General features: G+C 68.4%; 13 protein-coding genes and 1 pseudogene. 5 read left to right on the forward strand and 9 right to left on the reverse strand.

Annotated elements, in window-relative coordinates; genetic code table 11:
* Nucleotides 1-57: 57 nt before the first annotated feature.
* The 3 genes and pseudogenes from pheT to BPODLACK_RS21900 form a co-directional block, all read right to left on the reverse strand.
* Nucleotides 58-2,529: a phenylalanine--tRNA ligase subunit beta gene (pheT, locus tag BPODLACK_RS21890; RefSeq protein ID WP_159406227.1), complete on the reverse strand. Its 2,472-nt coding sequence runs from the start codon at nt 2,527-2,529 to the stop codon at nt 58-60.
* 53 nt (nt 2,530-2,582) lie between these two features.
* Complete coding sequence (gene pheS, locus BPODLACK_RS21895) at nt 2,583-3,635, reverse strand: phenylalanine--tRNA ligase subunit alpha (RefSeq protein ID WP_159406228.1); 1,053 nt, start codon at nt 3,633-3,635, stop codon at nt 2,583-2,585.
* Nucleotides 3,636-3,732: 97 nt separating this feature from the next.
* Nucleotides 3,733-5,166: pseudogene (locus BPODLACK_RS21900) on the reverse strand (acyltransferase family protein); the annotation flags it as partial.
* Between the two features lie 151 nt (nt 5,167-5,317).
* Between BPODLACK_RS21900 and BPODLACK_RS21905 the strand changes: the two are divergent.
* Nucleotides 5,318-6,184 carry an alpha/beta fold hydrolase gene (locus BPODLACK_RS21905; RefSeq protein ID WP_159406229.1) on the forward strand — a complete coding sequence of 289 codons (867 nt, stop codon included), beginning with the start codon at nt 5,318-5,320 and terminating at the stop codon, nt 6,182-6,184.
* 51 nt (nt 6,185-6,235) lie between these two features.
* Here the strand turns inward: BPODLACK_RS21905 and BPODLACK_RS21910 are convergent, their stop codons facing one another.
* The 5 genes from BPODLACK_RS21910 to infC form a co-directional block, all read right to left on the reverse strand.
* Entirely contained in the window at nt 6,236-8,731 is a 2,496-nt protein-coding gene (locus BPODLACK_RS21910; protein ID WP_442903280.1) for a Tex family protein, read from the reverse strand.
* 46 nt (nt 8,732-8,777) lie between these two features.
* A complete protein-coding gene (locus BPODLACK_RS21915; RefSeq protein WP_159406231.1) occupies nt 8,778-9,587 on the reverse strand; it encodes a TrmH family RNA methyltransferase in 810 nt (269 codons plus the stop codon).
* Nucleotides 9,588-9,634: 47 nt separating this feature from the next.
* A complete protein-coding gene (rplT, locus tag BPODLACK_RS21920; RefSeq protein WP_005178731.1) occupies nt 9,635-10,015 on the reverse strand; it encodes a 50S ribosomal protein L20 in 381 nt (126 codons plus the stop codon).
* Between the two features lie 43 nt (nt 10,016-10,058).
* Nucleotides 10,059-10,253 (reverse strand): 50S ribosomal protein L35, encoded by a 195-nt coding sequence (rpmI, locus tag BPODLACK_RS21925; protein WP_159406232.1) that lies wholly within the window; start codon nt 10,251-10,253, stop codon nt 10,059-10,061.
* Between the two features lie 120 nt (nt 10,254-10,373).
* On the reverse strand, nt 10,374-10,976 hold the full coding sequence (gene infC / locus BPODLACK_RS21930) for a translation initiation factor IF-3 (protein WP_081712428.1): 603 nt from the start codon (nt 10,974-10,976) through the stop codon (nt 10,374-10,376).
* A 312-nt stretch (nt 10,977-11,288) separates the two neighbouring features.
* Here infC and BPODLACK_RS21935 point away from each other — a divergent pair, with 312 nt between their 5' ends.
* Both BPODLACK_RS21935 and BPODLACK_RS21940 read left to right on the forward strand, forming a co-directional pair.
* Nucleotides 11,289-11,714 carry a DUF1844 domain-containing protein gene (locus BPODLACK_RS21935; RefSeq protein WP_159406233.1) on the forward strand — a complete coding sequence of 142 codons (426 nt, stop codon included), beginning with the start codon at nt 11,289-11,291 and terminating at the stop codon, nt 11,712-11,714.
* Nucleotides 11,715-11,834: 120 nt separating this feature from the next.
* On the forward strand, nt 11,835-12,122 hold the full coding sequence (locus BPODLACK_RS21940) for a hypothetical protein (RefSeq protein ID WP_006437354.1): 288 nt from the start codon (nt 11,835-11,837) through the stop codon (nt 12,120-12,122).
* Between the two features lie 101 nt (nt 12,123-12,223).
* Here the strand turns inward: BPODLACK_RS21940 and uvrA are convergent, their stop codons facing one another.
* A complete protein-coding gene (uvrA, locus tag BPODLACK_RS21945; RefSeq protein WP_159406234.1) occupies nt 12,224-15,106 on the reverse strand; it encodes an excinuclease ABC subunit UvrA in 2,883 nt (960 codons plus the stop codon).
* Between the two features lie 283 nt (nt 15,107-15,389).
* Here uvrA and BPODLACK_RS21950 point away from each other — a divergent pair, with 283 nt between their 5' ends.
* A complete protein-coding gene (locus BPODLACK_RS21950) occupies nt 15,390-16,082 on the forward strand; it encodes an MBL fold metallo-hydrolase (protein ID WP_159406235.1) in 693 nt (230 codons plus the stop codon).
* Between the two features lie 312 nt (nt 16,083-16,394).
* Entirely contained in the window at nt 16,395-17,468 is a 1,074-nt protein-coding gene (locus tag BPODLACK_RS21955) for a DoxX family protein (RefSeq protein WP_159406236.1), read from the forward strand.
* Nucleotides 17,469-17,552: the final 84 nt, after the last annotated feature.

The following is a 17,552-nucleotide window of genomic DNA, read 5'->3' on the forward strand; positions in this document are numbered from 1 at the left end:
GCAGCAGCCTGCAAATCAATTCATCGCCGGGTGCGTGGGCGTCGAAGTGCCCTTCGGTCAGCGGAGTCGGGCGCCCACTCGGTCGGCAGCGGCGTCCACCGCGGCGAGCTTCGCGGCGTTGGCCTCGTCCTCGGTGAGCGTGCGATCACTCGCACGGAAGCGCAGCGAGAATGTCAGCGACTTGTTCCCCTCGCCGACCTGCTCACCGGTGAAGACGTCGAACAGTGCGATGTCCTCGAGCAGCTCCCCCGCGCCGTCGCGCAGCGCCGACCGGACCTCGGCAGCGGGTACGTCGACCGCGACCACCACGTTCACGTCCTGCAGCACGGCGGGGAACACCGACACCGCGGGAGCGGGCAGCACCTCGCCGAGCGGGAGCGCGTCGATGTCGATCTCCACCGCGCACGCACGCTTGGGCAGGTGGGCGCGTTCGAGAACCGCCGGATGGAGCTCACCGGCGTACCCGACCGTGCGTCCGTCGACGGTCAGGCGAGCGCACCGACCCGGATGCCACGGCCGGTGATCGGCAGCGGAGAGTTCGACCTCCACGCCCGCGGCCCGAGCGATCGTGCGAGCCGCTTCGAAGGCGTCGAGGTAGTCGGCGGCACGGCCCGGACCCCAGGGACCCGCCGGATCACGAAGACCGGTCAGGACGACGCCGACGTGCAGCGGCTGATGCGGCAGCGAGGCGTCGAGCGCCGCGATGTCCTCGTCGGTCGGGCGACGGGTCACGTCGAGTGCGGGAACCGGCGCGACGTGGTCGCCGGCGATGACGACCTGGCCGATGGTGAACAGCGACAGGTCACGCTGGCCGCGGGAGATGTTGCGTGCGGCCATCTCGAGCAGACCCGGCAGCAGCGTCGTGTTGAGTTCGGGCCGATCCGACTCGAGGGGGTTGAGCACCTTGACGGTACGGCGACGTTCGTCGTCGGCGGGCAGATCCCAGAGGTCGAAGACCCCGGCCGGCATGAACGGGTACGGGAGGACTTCGACGTATCCGTCGAGCGCGAGTGTGCGCCCGACGCTGCGGCGTCGACGCTGCTTCGGCGTGAAGCCCGTGCCGCCGGGTGCTCGCGGCACGACGGCGGGGATGTCCTCGAGACCTTCGAGACGCAGCACCTCCTCGACGAGGTCGGCGCGCTGCCTGAGGTCGGGACGCCACGACGGTGGGACGACGTCGAGCGTATCGGTGCCGGTGACCACACACCCCACCTCGGTGAGGCGCGCGGCGGTGGTGCCCGCCGGATAGCTGATGCCCGCGACGCGGTCGGGCTCGTCGGCGGCGATGCCGATCGCCGACGGGAGCGGGGTCACGACCCGCGCCTCGGACAGCGGCGAGGAGATCGTGCCGCCGGCGATCTCCACGATCAGCTCGGCGGCGCGGTCGGAGGCGACCGCGGTGATCTCCGGGTCGACGATGCGCTCGAAGCGCTTGCTGGCCTCGGAGGTCAGCTTGTGGCGCTTACCGGTGCGGAAGACACGGACGGGATCGAAGGTGGCCGACTCGAGCAGGACGGTCGTGGTCTCCTCGCCCACCTCGGTGGCGCCGCCACCCATGACGCCGGCGAGGGCGATGGGACCGGTCTCGTCGGCGATGACGACGTCCTCGGGGTCGAGCACACGGTCGACGTCGTCGAGGGTTCGGAGCTTCTCACCCGGCTTCGCCGAACGGACGGTGACGGTGCCGGTGATGCGATCGGCGTCGAAGGCGTGCAGCGGCTGTCCCAGTTCGATCATCACGTAATTGGTGACGTCGACGATCGCCGAGATCGGCCGAATGCCGGCGACCATGAGTCGCTTCTGCATCCACCACGGCGAGACGGCCGACGGGTCGACGCCGCTGATCACGCGCGCGGTGTAGCGGGTGGCGCCGGAGCCGTCCTCGATGGCGACGGGCCACGGGGTGCCCTCGGCGGTCACGTCCGCCTCGGTGATGCCCGGGTCGACGAAGGGCACCTCGAAGCTGCTCGCCAACTCGCGACCGAGACCGCGGATCGAGAAGGCGTAACCGCGGTCGGGGGTGACGTTCACGTCGATCGCGGCGTCGTCGAGTCCGAGAACCTCGCGTGCGTCGGCGCCGGGCTCGGCCGTGCCGGGGGCGAGCACCAGGATGCCGCTGTGGTCGTTGCCGATGCCGAGCTCCGACACCGAGCAGATCATGCCGTCGGAGACGCGACCGTAGGTCTTGCGGGAAGCGATCTCGAACGGACCGGGCAGCACGACGCCGGGCAGTGCGGCCACGATCAGGTCACCCACGGCGAAGTTCCGGGCACCGCAGACGATGCCGCGCGGCTGTGCCTCGCCCACCTCGACGGTGCAGAACCGGATCGGCTTCTTGAACTCGGTGAGTTCCTCGATCGTCTCCACGCGACCGATCACCAGCGGACCGGTGATCTCCGGGAACTTCTCGATGTCCTCGATCTCGAAACCCACGCGGACGAAACCCGCGTCGATCTCCTCCGTGGTGGCCGACCACGTCGGGTCGCCCGCGCGCAGGACCTCGGTGTACCAGGACTGTGGTGCACGCACTGTGTATCAACTACTTTCGTCGCGTCGTGAGGAGTCTGGAGGGGTCGCGCCGCTCAGGCGGCCGGACCGAACGGGAGGGTGAACCGGATGTCGCCCTCGACCATGTCGCGCATGTCGGAGATGTCGTTGCGGAACTGCAGAGTGCGCTCCAGCCCCATGCCGAATGCGAAACCGGAGTAGACGTCCGGGTCGATCCCGCTGGCGCGCAGTACGTTCGGGTTCACCATGCCGCAGCCGCCCCACTCCACCCAGCCGGGCCCGCCCTTCTTGGCGGGGAACCACACGTCGACCTCGGCCGACGGTTCGGTGAACGGGAAGTAGGACGCGCGCATCCGGGTGGTGGTCTCCGGCCCGAACAGTGCCCGGGCGAAGGTCTCGAGGGTGCCGCGCAGGTTCGCCAGGGTGAGGCCCTTGTCGATGGCGAGACCCTCGATCTGGTGGAAGACCGGGGTGTGGGTGGCGTCGAGTTCGTCGGTGCGGAACGTACGACCCGGGCAGGCCACGTAGATCGGCAGGTCGCGGTTGAGCATCGAGCGCACCTGAACCGGTGAGGTGTGGGTACGCAGCACCTGACGCGAACCCTCGGGTGCGATGTAGAAGGTGTCCTGCATCGACCGCGCCGGGTGATCCGGCAGGAAGTTGAGGGCGTCGAAGTTGTGGTGTTCGGTTTCCACCTCTGGACCCTCGGCGATCTCCCAGCCCATGCCGACGAAGACGTCGGCGACCTGCTCGGCGATCACGGTGATGGGATGGCGCGCACCGACCGGGCGTCGACCGCTGGGCAGGGTCACGTCGACCGACTCGGCGACGAGGACCGCCGCATCGCGCTCGGCCTCGAGGACCGCGGTGCGCAACTCGAGAGACGCGGTGACCCGGCCACGAACCTGGTTGACGAGCTTGCCTGCTTCCGAACGCTGGTCCTTCGGCAGGCTGCCGAGTGCGCGTCGGGCCAGGGCGATCGGCGAGCGATCACCGAGGTGCGCGGATTTCGCCGCGGACAACTGCTCGAGGTCGGCCGCCGCATCGAAGGCCTCGACGGCCGACGCCGCGGCCGCCTCGAGGTCGTCGGGTCCGGGGAATACCGTTTCGTCGGCGGAAGTGGCCACGGTCGGCGAGCTCCTCATGCATGGGTCGGTGGATGGACGGTGTCGTCGTGACGCGGAGGGCCGGTCGGGCGCGGAAACCGGCTCGAGACGACCGTCGACGGCGGCGATGACTCTCATCGAGGGTAGTCGACCGCCGCGACGCGCTGACCTGCAGGGAGGCATGGTCTCCGGGAACCGTGTCCGCTCCGCGCGGACTGGGCGGCCGAAGAGCGAGGACACGAGCGGTCGTCGCACATCCGATCCCGGCGATCAGCCACCCGACGCCGTCGCCGAGGAGGCCGTACCGCGACACCATCAGAACAGCGACGCCGAGGCACACGAGCACGGCCACCAGGGCCAGGTCACGCGCGCGTCCGGATCGGCGGGCGACCGGGTCGTCCCACCACCGGAGCGGCCGGTTCTCCAGAGGCGACAGCACCGCGACGACGGGCACCATGAGCGCGAGGAGCAGCATCGTCTGGGCACCGACGATGATCGGGAACGACGCGGAGTGCACATCGGCACGGTCCAGCCCCGTCACCGCGCCCGACACGATGATCGCGGCGAGCACCGGCAGATGCCAGAGGTACAGGGTCATCGCACCCCGGTTGCCGAGGACGACCCACCACCAGACCCGCGGACGGGCCGCGATCTTCGCCAGCACCCTTCGCACGGCAATCGCGCCCGCACACAGCACGACCGCATGACCGGCGAGGAGCAGGCTGGGCGGGCTCATGTTCGACAGTTGCTGCCCCGGCACCGTGACGAGCGAGACCTCATACGGACCTCGGTACACGAGCCCGACGTCGAGGATCAGCACACCTGTCGCCACCGCCGCGGCAGTCACCGGACGAAGGATGCGCTTGGCGTAGGCGACGCCGAGCACGGCCGGGATCGTCCACACCGTGAGGAAGTTCAGATAGCCGAGCCACGACGGGCCGTCGGCGAAACGCATCACGTCGATGACCGCCGCACTCCCCCAGCATGTTCCGAGCGCGATCATCACGTGGCGGGGTGTGCAGATCCGCTGCAGCAGCGGGACCACGGCCAGCACGAGGAGATACGCACCGAGGAACCAGAGCAGCTGCACGCCGAGTCGCGCGACGACGTCGGCCGCGGCGTCGAGGCCGGCGGTCGTCAGTCCGGCCAGCAGGAGCAGCACGGCGCCGAGGTACCACACGAGTGGACGCAGCAGTCGCTGCACGCGGGTGAACAGCCAGTGCCCGGCAGTGGGGTGGTCGTGGGAAGCACGCGATATCCACCCGTGCGTCGACGCGGCGGCACCCGCGAAGAAGAACAACGGCAGCACCTGGAGCAGCCAGGTGGCCGGCTGCAGGATCGGCACGTCGCCGAGTGTGTTGCCGAGGCGGATCGCGCCCTCGGATGTGTCGACGGTGAGCATGATCGAGTGGCCGGCGACCACCACCAGCAGCGAGCAGATGCGGATGAGGTCGACGACCCGATCGCGGTCCCCGGTGAGTGCCGCGAGCTCGTGTGGGGTCGGCAGACTGGTCGGTCCGTCGGTCGTCCGGCGGCGGGAGGTCGTGAGCATTCACCGAGTCTCGCCGGGTCCGTGGCCCTCGACCTGAGCAGAACTACTCAGCCGGAGTCGGTGATCCCCGCACCCTCCGGGGCCCTGTGGCACGCATCACGTGCCACCGAAAAGCTTTACCATCGGCCGCCACCACGGTAGAGACGGATAGGTGAAGCAATCAACTATCACCCAGCTCCGAGGCGACGGCATCCGACTCGCCGCCGACGTCTGGGAGCCTTCCGGCACGCCGGCCGGCACCGCCCTGTTGCTGCACGGCGGTGGACAGACCCGGCATTCCTGGCAGCGCACCGGCGCCCGCCTCGCCGAGCACGGCTGGCGGGCACTGACGATCGACGCCCGCGGACACGGAGACAGCGACTGGGCCGACGACGGCGACTACAGCCACGACGCGCACGCCCGTGACCTGCGGCAGATCGTCGCCGACCTGGGTGAGACACCGGTGCTGGTCGGCGCGTCGATGGGCGGTTTGGCCTCGCTGCACGCCGCGGGCGCCGACCCGTCGATCGCGCGGGCGCTCGTCCTCGTCGACATCACCCCGACAGCCGAACCCGAGGGAATCGCCAAGATCACCGGCTTCATGCGCGACGGCCTCGACGGCTTCGACAGTCTCGAGGACGCCCTCGACGCCGTCGTCGCCTACAACCCGCACCGGAGCCGCCCGCCCCGGATCGAGGGCCTGCGCAAGAATCTCCGGGAACGCGACGGACGCTGGTACTGGCACTGGGATCCGCGGATGCTCGCATCGCACGACCACATGGAGCAGACAGCCGCCGACCGGGAGGAACGTGCGCGCGAGGCCGCGCGGGCGGTACGGGTCCCGACCCTCCTCATCCGGGGCAAACAGTCCGATGTCGTGAGCGACGACGGCGTGCGCGAGCTACTCCGACTGATCCCCGGTGTCCGCCTGATCGACGTCACCGGCGCGGGCCACATGGTCAGCGGCGACGACAACGACGTTCTGAGCAGCGGCCTGATCGACTTCCTGGACGGCGTCGCGGGCGCCGAGGCCGGCTGAAAGGCAACGGTCCCGGCACTCTGCGTGCCGGGACCGAAGCGATGACGGGGGCTATTTACCGAAGCCGGCGCGCTTGAGGGCGTCGGCCATCGCACCGCTCGGTGCGGGGCGACGGTCGTTCCGGTTGCCGCCACCGCGGTTGCCCTGGTTGGCGCGACCACCCTGAGCACCCTGACCGCCACGCTGATCGTTGCGACGTCCCTGCCCACCGCCACGGTTGCCCTGCTGGTTGTCAGGGCGCGGCGCGCGGGTGCCACCCTTGCCCGAGTTACCTGCGCCGGGCTCGTCGTCGAGACGCAGCGACAGTCCGATCCGCTTGCGGTCGACGTCGACGTCCATGACCTTCACCTTCACGATGTCACCGGACTTCACGATCTCGTGCGGATCGGAGACGAAGCGGTGCGCCATCGCGGACACGTGAACCAGACCGTCCTGATGGACGCCCACGTCGACGAAGGCACCGAAGGCCGCCACGTTGGTGACCTGACCTTCCAGCACCATGCCGGGCGTGAGGTCGGAGACCTTCTCGATGCCCGCGGCGAAGGTCGCGGTCTTGAACTCGGGGCGCGGGTCACGACCCGGCTTGTCGAGCTCGGCGATGATGTCGATGACGGTCGGACGGCCGAACGTCTCGTCGACGAAGTCGTCGGGACGCAGCTTGGTGAGGGTGGCGGTGTCGCCGATCAGCGAGCGGACGTCGGTGCCGACGTTGTCGAGAATCCGGGTGACGACCGGGTAGGCCTCGGGGTGGACGCTCGACGCGTCGAGGGGGTTGTCGCCGTCGGTGATCCGGAGGAAGCCGGCACACTGCTCGAAGGCTTTGGGTCCGAGTCGCGGCACATCGGTGATCTGCTTGCGGCTACGGAACGCGCCGTTCGAGTCACGATGCGCGACAATCGATTCCGCGAGCCCGGCGGTGATACCGGAAACACGGGACAGCAGCGGTACCGATGCAGTGTTCACGTCCACACCCACCGCGTTCACCGCATCCTCGACCACGGCGCCGAGCGACCGGGCCAGCAGCGTTTCGGAGACGTCGTGCTGATACTGGCCGACGCCGATCGACTTGGGATCGATCTTCACCAGCTCGGCGAGCGGGTCCTGCAGGCGGCGCGCGATCGAGACCGCACCGCGGATCGACACGTCGAGGTCGGGCAGTTCCTTCGAGGCATACGCCGACGCCGAGTACACCGACGCGCCGGCCTCCGAGACCACGACGCTGGTCGGCGGCTTCTTGCCGGAGTCCTTGATGGCCGCGATCAGTTCACCGGCGAGCGCGTCGGTCTCGCGGGACGCGGTGCCGTTGCCGATCGCGATCAGCTCGACGCCGTGCTTCTGGACGAGCGCACCCAGCACAGCGAGGGCGCCGGCCTTGTCGCGACGCGGCTCGTGCGGGTAGATGGTGGCGGTGTCGACGACCTTGCCGGTGTCGTTGACCACGGCGACCTTCACACCGGTGCGCAGGCCGGGGTCGAGGCCCATGGTGGTGCGGGCGCCCGCAGGTGCGGCCAGCAGCAAATCCTTGAGGTTGGTGGCGAAGACGGCCACCGCGTCGGCTTCGGCCGCCTGACGCAGACGCATCCGCACGTCGAGCGACAGTCCGACGAACAGCTTGGTGCGCCACGCCCAGCGGACGGTGTCGGCGAGCCAGCGGTCGGCGGGACGGCCCTGATCGGAGATCCCGAAGCGCGCGGCGATGCGCTGCTCGTAGGGACCGGGTCCGGCCGGCCGGTCGGCGGACTCCGGGTCGGCGTCGAGGGTGACCGTCAGGATCTCCTCCCGTTCACCGCGCAGGACGGCGAGCACGCGGTGCGACGGGATCGAGGTGAAGGGCTCGGAGAACTCGAAGTAGTCGGCGAATTTGGCGCCGGCCGATTCCTTGCCCTCGCGAACGGTGGTCCGCAGCACGCCGGTCTGCCACATCAGTTCACGCAGTTCACCCACGAGGTCGGCGTCCTCGGCGAAACGCTCGACGGCGATCGCGCGAGCGCCGTCGAGCTGCTCGGCGGTGAACGTCGACGGGTCGGTCATCGGGTCCGACAGCAGCGCGTCGGCCACCGGTTCGTGCCCGGCCTCGCGCGCGATCTGGGCCTTGGTGCGCCGCTTGGGCTTGTAGGGCAGGTAGATGTCCTCGAGGCGCGCCTTGGTGTCGGCGGCCAGGATCCGTGCGTCGAGTTCGGCGTCGAGCTTGCCCTGGGCGGCAATCGACTCACGAACCGCCTGCCGCCGGGCCTCGAGGTCGCGCAGGTATCCGAGACGCTCGTCGAGCGTGCGCAGCTGAGTGTCGTCGAGCCCGCCGGTGACCTCTTTGCGGTACCGCGCGACGAACGGGACCGTCGATCCGCCGTCGAGCAGTTCGATCGCGGCCCGGACCTGTCCGACGCCGACGCCGAGTTCGGTGGCGATGGCCGACGCGATGCGAGCGTTCACGACCGCGGGGTCGGGGGCAGGCACCGTCTGCGGGGTGACGGCATCCGACTGCGCGGCAGCCGACTGGGCGGGGGCTGCGGGAGCGGACTCGGATGGGGGCACGGATACGGGTGGCACAGTTTCTGACACGATCGCCGACCCTACCGGCCGCCTCGGACAGCTGTCAGCCGCGACCCACCGCACTGTGGATGCGCGCACTCTCGTACAGGCAGATCGCCGCCGCGGCGGCCACATTCAGGCTCTCGGCGCGACCGCGGATCGGAATCGACACCCGGTGGTCGGCAGCGGCCTGGATGTCGGCGGGCAAGCCATGGGCCTCGTTGCCGAACAGCCAGCCGACCCGGCCGGACAGCACCTCGGCGGCGTGATCGAGGTTCACCTCGCCGTCGGCGGCGGTGGCGAGCAACGTGACACCCGCACCTGCGATGGCGTCGAGTCCCTCGGTCAGGGCACGGTGACGCACCACCGGCACGGTGAACACCGACCCTGCGCTCGCACGGACACATTTGCCGTTGTGTGGGTCGACGGCGTCGCCGAGCAGCACGACGGCGTCGGCGCCCATCGCGTCGGCACATCGGATCAGGGTGCCGGCGTTGCCGGGCTCCCGCGGTTCGACGGCGACCGCGAGCAACCTCGGCTCGTCGGCGAGGACGCTCTCGAGCGGCACGTCGAGGAGCGGACAGACCGCGAAGATCCCGGGCGGGGTCGATGTCTCCGCGAGCTTCGACGCCGCCCGCGCGGAGATCACGAGGACCGGGACGCCGGCGGCCGCCGCGGCGTCGGTGAGCTCACGGTGCCGAAGACGCTCCTCGTCGGCGACCAGCACGACCTCGGCGCGGTCGACAGCGAGGGCCGAGCCGACCGAGTTGGCCCCCTCGGCGAGGAAACGCCCCTGGTCGCGCCGCTCGGCGGCGCGATGGAGCTTGGCATACGACACGACCCGCGAGGATCGCTCGGACAGGATCTCCGTCATCGGATCATCCGTCGTGCGACTCGCGGGTCGTGTGTGGTGTGGCGCAATCAGGCAGCCGGGGCGTTGACGTCAGCCGGCAGGGCCTTGCGGGCGACCTCGACCAGGCCGGTGAAGGCCTCGGGATCGGTCACCGCGATGTCGGCGAGCACCTTGCGGTCAACCTCGACACCAGCGGCCTTGAGGCCCTGGATGAAGCGGTTGTAGGTGATGTCGTTGGCGCGGGCCGCAGCGTTGATGCGCGCGATCCACAGCTTCCGGAACTCACCCTTGCGGGCGCGACGGTCCCGGTAGGCGTAGGTCATCGAGTGGAGCTGCTGCTCCTTGGCCTTGCGGTAGAGGCGCGACCGCTGTCCGCGGTAGCCCTTCGAGGCCTCGAGGGTGGACCGACGCTTCTTCTGGGCGTTCACTGCCCTTTTCACGCGTGCCATGTGTTAGATCCTTTTGCTTGTCAGATGTCCGGGTTCGCGCGCGTCAGCGGTTCAGCAGGCGCTTGATGCGGGGGGCGTCGTTCTCGCTGACGACGGTGGTGCCGTCGAGACGACGGGTGCGCTTGGAGGGCTTGTGCTCCAGCAGGTGACGGCGGTTGGCCTTCTGGCGGACGATCTTGCCGCTGCCGGTCACCTTGAACCGCTTCGCGGTGCCCTTGTGGGTCTTGCTCTTTGGCATGTCTTTCCTTCTGTCGGGCGAACTCGGGCAGCCGAACCTGATCAGGTCCGGCTGGAATCCGGGTTCACGTCTCGTGATCTCGGCCGGGACGGGGCATGCACCCGCGTCCGGCCGATCGGCTCAGCTCTCGTCCGGCGCGTTCTTCGGGCCGCCGGAACGTTCGCGGCTCTCTTGCGCCTTCTGGCGGGTCTTCGCGCCCTTGTGCGGGGCGAGGACCATCGTCATGTTGCGACCGTCCTGCTTGGCCGAGGTCTCGACGAAGCCGTAATCGGCGACATCGTTCCCCAGGCGCTGCAACAGGCGGTAGCCGAGCTCAGGACGGGACTGCTCGCGGCCGCGGAACATGATGGTCACCTTCACCTTTGACCCCGCCTCGAGGAACCGGACGACGTGACCCTTCTTGGTCTCGTAGTCGTGGTCGTCGATCTTGGGGCGGAGCTTCTGCTCCTTGATGACGGTCATCTGCTGATTACGGCGCGATTCGCGCTGCTTCTGGGCCGCTTCGTACTTGAACTTGCCGTAGTCCATGATCTTGCAGACCGGCGGACGGGCGTCCGGAGCCACCTCGACCAGGTCGAGGTCGGCCTCGTAGGCCAAGCGAAGCGCATCTTCAACACGCACGATGCCCACCTGCTCCGAGTTGGGTCCGACGAGTCGGACCTCAGGGACGCGGATGCGCTCGTTGATGCGGGTCTCAGTGCTGATGGGGCCTCCTAGTTCAATCCTGCAGTGGTAACCGTCGCGTCGTGCGAGGGTCGTGTGCAGGAGAACGAGCGCAAACCTCAGCAAACGAGCCCCGGGACAGATGTCCGCGGGGCTCCGATACCGACCGATTCTGCTACTGCGCCCAAGGGCACAGCGCGGCCGATCTCTCAGTCGCATCGACGAGGATGCGATCTGCGACGATCGGCGTGAACCGGACCGTGCAACTGCGGTGATCTCGCGAGGCGAGCACTGCGTCGAACGGTGGGAGCGGAACTCCACTTACGACCCCGGCGCATACCAGGGCGGTCGTGCTATGGGAGTCTAACAGCCATGGCCGAGAACCCCAATTCGTCACCAGCACCGGAACCCCAGGGGGGTGCGACGGGCAGTGGCGCCGACACGGATGATGCGGCACACACTGAATTCGACAACGTCCGTGACCTGGGAGATATTCCGGCGATCGAGGTCATCACCCGTTCCATCGTGATGCTCATGAGTGCCGCCGCCGAGAAACTCGGACTGGCCGAGGGCACCCCTGAGGACCGGATCGACCTGCCCGAGGCGCGCACGCTCATCACCGCGCTGGCCGGCCTCGTCGACGCGGCGAAGGCCGATCTCGGCATCCACGCCGCACCGATCCGCGACGGCCTGAAGGGCCTCCAGCTCGCCTTCCGGGAGGCGAGCGCCTACCCCGACGAGCCCGGCGAGGGCCCCGGCGAGAAGTACACCGGCCCGGTTCGGGTTCCCAAGAAGTAGGCCGAGCCCCTGCCGGCTGAGCCGGTACCGAGCGCACACGACAACGAGCCCCGCCGGCTGAGCCGGGTACCGAGCGCAGCGAGGCACCGCGTCGAAGCCCACACGCCGTACCCTGGGCACATGACGGATCAGGACAAGCCTGCCGAGACGGACGACATCGTCGACGCCGAGGTCGTGCACACGGGCCCGGTGCCGGGGACCCTCCCCGACCCCGACTACACCGACAGCGGTGTCCCGACCTTCGACTTCGTCCGCGACAAGATCGAGAACCGCATCACCACCGCGATCGGTTCCCAGGAACTCGCCGAGGCGAGTGCCGAGGGGCAGAGCGTCGACGAGATGATGCGCAAGCGCGACGAGGCCGCGAAGAAGCGACTCGAGGAGATCCGCAAGTCGATGGGCAAGTGAGCCCCGCTCCACCAGACAGAGCACAATCGCCACTTCCGTTCCAGAAGCGCTGACTGTAAGTAGGGCTGCTGCAACGGAAGTGGCGATTTTTCTGGGGTGTGTCAGCCCGCCGACGCGACCGTCTCGTCGACCTTGAGTATCTCGGCGAGGAACTTGCCGGTGTGGCTTCCCGGGGCGACCGCGATGTCCTCGGGGGTGCCCTCGGCGACGACCGTGCCACCCCCACTGCCACCCTCGGGACCCATGTCGATGACCCAGTCCGCGGTCTTGATGACATCGAGGTTGTGCTCGATGGTGATCACCGTGTTGCCTTTGTCGACCAGGCCGTTGATCACTGCGAGGAGCTTCTTGATGTCCTCGAAGTGCAGGCCGGTGGTCGGCTCGTCGAGGATGTAGACCGTGCGGCCCATCGACCGCTTCTGCAGCTCGGCGGCCAGCTTCACGCGCTGCGCCTCACCACCCGACAGCGTCGGCGCAGGCTGTCCGAGACGGACGTATCCGAGACCGACGTCGTTGAGGGTCTTGAGGTAGCGGTGGATCGAGGTGACCGGCTCGAAGAAGTCGGCGGCCTCCTCGATCGGCATGTCGAGGACCTCGGCGATGGTCTTGCCCTTGTAGTGGACCTCGAGGGTCTCCCGGTTGTAGCGGGCACCGTGACACACCTCGCACGGCACGTACACGTCCGGCAGGAAGTTCATCTCGATCTTGATCGTGCCCTCGCCGGTGCAGGCCTCACAGCGACCGCCCTTGACGTTGAACGAGAACCGGCCCGGCTGGTAGCCGCGCACCTTGGCCTCGGTGGTCGCCGCGAAGAGCGTGCGGATCTTGTCGAAGACGCCGGTGTAGGTCGCCGGGTTGGAGCGCGGGGTGCGACCGATCGGCGACTGGTCGACCTGTACGAGCTTGTCGAGGTTGTCGAGTCCCTTGATCCGCGTGTGGCGGCCGGGGACCTGTCGTGCGCCGTTGAGCTTGTTGGCGAGCACGGTCGCGAGGATGTCGTTGACGAGGGTCGACTTGCCCGAGCCGGACACCCCGGTCACCGCCGTCATCACCCCGAGCGGGAACGACACCTCGATCCCGCGCAGGTTGTGCTCACGGGCGCCGACGACGGTCAGCTGACGCTTGCGGTCGATCGGCCGGCGGATCTCCGGGATCGGCAACGAATCCCGTCCCGACAGATATGCACCGGTCAGCGACTTGCGGTTCTTCAGCAGATCCTTGTAGCTGCCGCTGTGCACGACGTGTCCGCCGTGTTCACCGGCACGCGGGCCGATGTCGACGATCCAGTCGGCCGCGCGGATGGTGTCCTCGTCGTGTTCGACGACGATCAGCGTGTTGCCGAGGTCGCGGAGGCGGGTGAGGGTCTCGATCAGTCGGCGGTTGTCACGCTGGTGGAGACCGATCGACGGCTCGTCGAGGACGTACAGGACGCCGGCGAGACCGGAACCGATCTGCGTCGCGAGACGGATGCGCTGCGCCTCGCCGCCGGACAGCGACCCGGCCGCACGCGACAGCGACAGATACTCCAGGCCGACGTCGAGCAGGAAGCGGATGCGGGCCTGCACTTCCTTGAGCACGCGGCCGGCGATCGCGGCCTGACGCTCGTCGAGATGGAGGTTGTCGAGGAAGTCGGCGCATTCGGCGACCGACAGCGCACAGACCTCGGCGATCGACTTCGGGCCGTACTCGGGGTGGTTCAGGGTGACGGCGAGGATCTCCGGACGCAGACGCGCACCCTGGCAGGCGGGGCACGGCACGTCGCGCATGTACCCCTCGTAGCGTTCCTTCATCTGCTCGGACTCGGTCTGGTCCATCCGCCGGGCGAGGAACGACATGACACCTTCGAACTCGGTGTAATACGAGCGGGTGCGTCCGTAGCGGTTGCGGAACTTCACGTGCACCTGGTGATCGCTGCCGTTGAGCAGCGCGCGACGCGCCTTCACCGGCAGCTTCTTCCACGGTGTGTCGACGTCGAAGCCCATCTGGTCGGCGAGACCCGACATCAGGCGCAGGAAGTAGTCGGCGTTGTGGCCCGTCGACCACGGTGCGATCGCACCCTCGGAGAGGGTCAACTCGGGGTCGGGCACGACGAGTTCCTCGTCGACCTCCTTGCGGATGCCGAGGCCGTCACACTCCGGGCACGCACCGTAGGGCGAGTTGAACGAGAACGACCGCGGCTCGAGGTCGTCGATGGCGATCGGGTGGGCGTTGGGGCACGCCATCTTCTCGGAGAACCGGCGCTCGCGATTCGGGTCGTCCTCGTCGAGATCGACGAAGTCGAGCACGATGATTCCGTCCGCGAGACGCAGACCGGTCTCCACCGAATCGGTGAGACGCTGCTTGGCGCTTGCCTTCACGACGAGGCGGTCGACGACGACCTCGATGTCGTGCTTCTCCTGCTTCTTCAGTTTCGGCGGATCGGTGAGCTGGTGGACGATGCCGTCGATCCGGGCGCGGGAGAAGCCCTGCGTCTGGAGTTCGGCGAAGAGGTCGACGAACTCGCCCTTACGGGTCCGGACCACCGGTGCGAGGACCTGGAAGCGGGTGCCTTCGTCCATGGCAAGCACCTGGTCGACGATCTGCTGGGGGGTCTGCTTGGCGATCGCCTCGCCACAGATCGGACAGTGCGCCTTACCCGCGCGGGCATAGAGCAGCCGGAGGTAGTCGTAGACCTCGGTGATGGTGCCGACCGTCGAACGGGGGTTGCGGTTGGTCGACTTCTGGTCGATCGAGACCGCGGGCGACAGACCTTCGATGAAGTCGACGTCGGGCTTGTCCATCTGGCCGAGGAACTGCCGGGCGTAGGCCGAGAGGGACTCGACGTAACGACGCTGACCCTCGGCGAAGATCGTGTCGAAGGCGAGGGACGACTTACCCGATCCCGACAGCCCGGTGAACACGATGAGGCTGTCCCTGGGCAAGTCGACATCGATGCCCCGAAGATTGTGTTCGCGGGCACCTCGGACGATCAGACGATCAACCACTGCAGTCCTAACGTTTCTTCTCGAGTCAGAGTCTTCTCAAACTCACCGGGGCGCACGGGTGGCGCATGGGCACCGTAACGACAGGCACCGACAAAACTGCTCCGGAAGCGTCGGCCCGGATGGGATTCGTGGTCCGAGAGCCGGACGATCGGTCTCGCCATCCGCGCCATACACCATCGGAGCCATACACCATCGGACCGATAGTCCACGATACCCGCGCGCCGGACGGGTCCGACCGTCGCGAGCGTCACACGTCGGCCGCCCGGTGTCATAGCCTTGCCGCATGACCTCAGCGACACCGATCAGCGATTCCTACACCGGCGATCTCTCCGGGTCCAAGACCCCGCAGCGCCGCACCCTCGGCTCGGCCACGATCGTCAAGCTGTCCGTCGGTCCGATGGACAACAACGTCTACGTGGTGACCTCGAAGGCCACCGGCGACCAGCTCATCATCGACGCCGCGAACGACGCGGACACGATCATCGCCACGCTCGACGCCATCGGCGGGAAGCCGGCCCTGATCTTCACGACCCATCAGCACCACGACCACGTGCAGGCGCTGGCCGCGGTGGCCCAGCACACCGGGGTGCCCACCGCCGCCGGCCGGTTCGATGCCCCCGAACTCCCGGTCACCCCGGATCGTCTCGTCGACGACGGCGACGTGATCGAGATCGGCGACCTCCGCTTCGAGGCGATCCACCTCGTCGGCCACACCCCTGGTTCGATCGCGCTCGCCCTGACCGACACGGGGTCGGACGGCGACACGGTTCATCTGTTCACCGGCGACTGCTTGTTCCCCGGCGGCATCGGCAAAACCTGGAAGCCCGAGGACTTCGACACCCTCATCCAGGACGTCTCCACCAAGCTGTTCGACCGCTTCGGCGACTCGACCGTCGTGTACCCCGGCCATGGGAAAGACACGACACTCGGCGCCGAGCGCGCCTCGGTGCCGGAGTGGCGCGAACGCCGCTGGTAGGCCGGTCCCGGTCTCACCCGCACACCCACCGTTTTTCGACATTTCCACCCCCGGCCAGGGCGCTGGCTTTGTCGAAAAAGGCTGGGTTTGGCGTCAAGTCGGGACGGCCGGGTTTGAGCCCCGCCCCCTCCGGATACCTGGTTCTCGAAGCGCTCTGTCAAACGTGACCTCGGGCCTCCCGCAGTTCCCGACCGGATCACGAAGAGTCGATTCACCTGCATGGATCCGGAGGGCGGGTAGCGTTGATCAGGCACAAACGCGCTGTACCCAGACGGATCTCGAACCGCACTCGATCGAAGAAGGTTGTGACCGATGATTCTCCGCCGTATCGCCCGCCCGCTCCTCGCGTCTGCGTTCGTCGCCAGTGGCGTCGACGCCATCCGGAGCCCGAAACCGATCGCGCAGTCCGCGGCGCCGCTCGTCGACAAGGCACGCACCGCCCTCCCGCCGGAAGTCGCGGACAAGGTCCCGGAGAACACCGAGACCCTCGTGCAGATCAACGCCGCGGCGCAGATCGGTGGCGGCATCCTGCTGGCGACCGGCAAGTTCCCGCGTCTCGCCTCGGTGGTGCTGGCCGGCACGCTGATCCCGACGACAGCCGCCGGCACGGACTTCTGGAACGAGGCCGATCCGGTCCGCAAGGAAGCTCAGCGCAACGCATTCATCAAGAACGTCGGCCTGCTCGGTGGCGTGCTGCTGGCGGCGGTGGACACCGAGGGCAAGCCGTCGCTCGCGTGGCGCGGCCGGCAGAAGGCCACCGCGGTGGCTGCTGCGCTGCCCATCGGCGCGTCCGCCGGATCGTCGGCCTGGGAGACCTTCGTCGAGCGCACCCACGAAGGGGCTGAGGTCGTCGGCGAGCGGTCCGCGGAGGCAGGCGAACTCCTGAGCAAGGGCGCACACCTCGTCTCCGAACGTTCGGTGGACGCCGCAGCGAAGTTCCGCGAGCATGCACCGGAGATCGCCGAAGTGGCGCAGAAGCGCTCCGCAGAGTTCGCGGGTAAGGCCGCCGATACTGCCGCCGAGGTCGCCGAACGTATCCGGGATCGCGCACCAGTGCTCGCCGATGCCGCGGTGGGACGTTCGTCAGACCTGGCTGAGACCGCCCGCAAACGCGGGCCGGAGCTGGCAAAGCAGGCCAAGAAGGCCCAGAAGAAGGCTACGAAGCAGGCGAAGAAGAACGCCCCGAAGATCGCCGACGCCGCCCGGGACCGCTCGGCCGAACTCGCCGAACTCGCCCGGGACCGCTCGGCCGAGTTCGCCGAACTCGCCCGCGCCCGTTCGGCCGAACTCGCCGAGTCCGCACGGCAACTCGCGGCCGCCGCCGAGGAAACCGCATCGCACACCGCGGACGAAGGTCGCAAGCGCTGGCGCAAGGCGCGCGGCTGACCGTCCTGCCCGGTAGCCGGATGCGAGTACGACGCTGACCACCACCGATCACCACGCGGACGCGGCACACCCTCCAGAGAACTA

This window comes from Gordonia sp. YY1, from assembly GCF_009872315.1.
Taxonomy (GTDB): Bacteria; Actinomycetota; Actinomycetes; order Mycobacteriales; family Mycobacteriaceae; genus Gordonia; species Gordonia amicalis.